The 1,214-nt window shown below is 63.3% G+C and carries 1 protein-coding gene; it reads left to right on the top strand.

Going from position 1 to position 1,214, the window contains the following annotated elements; all coding sequences use genetic code 11:
• Positions 1 to 29: 29 nt before the first annotated feature.
• Positions 30 to 1,214, top strand: a 1,185-nt coding sequence (locus tag E3O60_RS00355; protein ID WP_134480893.1) for an IS30 family transposase, incomplete at its 3' end; no start/stop codon positions are given.

The following is a 1,214-nucleotide window of genomic DNA, read 5'->3' as shown; positions in this document are numbered from 1 at the left end:
TAGCAACGCTCTGATTCAAGGAGTGTTGGATGGTCAAGCTTTTTCCGGCGGGAACGCGGACGAGGTTCGTGGATTTGGTCTGCTCTGGGGGTGGTTTGCGGGTGTCTGCGGCCTCGTTGGGCGCGTCGGTCAATACCGCGACGCAGTGGTGGCAGCAGTCTGGCGGCATGGCCCTAAGTGCTCCGAGATCCGTTGTTGGTGGCGTCGCCGATCCCGCACCGGACGGTGGTGTGGAGGGCGGTCGGGCGTTGACGTTGGCCGAGCGCGCGATGATCCAGTTCGGCCGTCGCAAGGGCCTGAGCTACGCCGAGATCGGCCGGGAAATCGGTCGGAACAAGTCCGTGGTCTGGCGGGAAGTGCACCGCAACACCAGCCTTGATGGCGTCTACTACGCGTCCGTCGCGCATACCAAGGCACACCAGGCCCGGCATCGGCCCAAACGGCTGAAGTTGGTCGACAACGCGGCGCTCTGCGAGTTGATCGAGGTCTGGATGGATGACGGGTGGAGCCCGAAATTGATCTCGGCGATGTTGGCGCATTACTTCGACGGTGACGAGACTATGCAGGTGAGCCACGAAACGATCTACCAGGCGCTATACGTGCAAACCCGCGGAGAACTACGAGCTGATCTGGCTAAAAGTCTCTCGACGAAGCGCACGAAGCGTGTTCCGCACTCCACGGACCGCAAATCGAACAGTCCCTATAAGGACGCGTTGAAGATCAGCCAGCGACCGGCGGAAGTCGCCGATCGGGCCGTTCCGGGGCATTGGGAAGGTGACCTCATCATCGGCGGCGGAGACGATTCGTCCGCGATCGGGACCCTCGTAGAACGCAGCACCCGGTTCACGATCCTGCTGCATTTGCCCGGGCCTCACACGGCCGACGAAGTCGCGACCGCGATGATCCGCGAGATGCGCCACCTGCCCGATCACCTGCGCCGTTCAGTGACCTGGGACCGCGGCACGGAACTGGCCGACTACGAGCGCATCCAACTTGCCTTGGACACCAAGCTTTACTTCTGCGACCCGCACTCGCCCTGGCAGCGCGGAACCAACGAGAACACGAACCGGCTGCTGAGGTTCTGGTTCGAGAAAGGCTCGAACCTCTCCGGCCACACCGCCGACGATCTGGCTCGCGTCGCAGCGAAACTCAACCGCCGGCCCCGACCCACCCTCGGCCTCGAAACCCCAGCCAACCGGCTAGCCCAGCTGCTC

This window comes from Cryobacterium sp. TMB1-7, from assembly GCF_004402435.1.
GTDB classification, from domain to species: Bacteria; Actinomycetota; Actinomycetes; order Actinomycetales; family Microbacteriaceae; genus Cryobacterium; species Cryobacterium zongtaii.
Note: the sequence above shows the minus strand (reverse complement) of the source record. Positions and strands in the feature narration are given on the sequence as shown.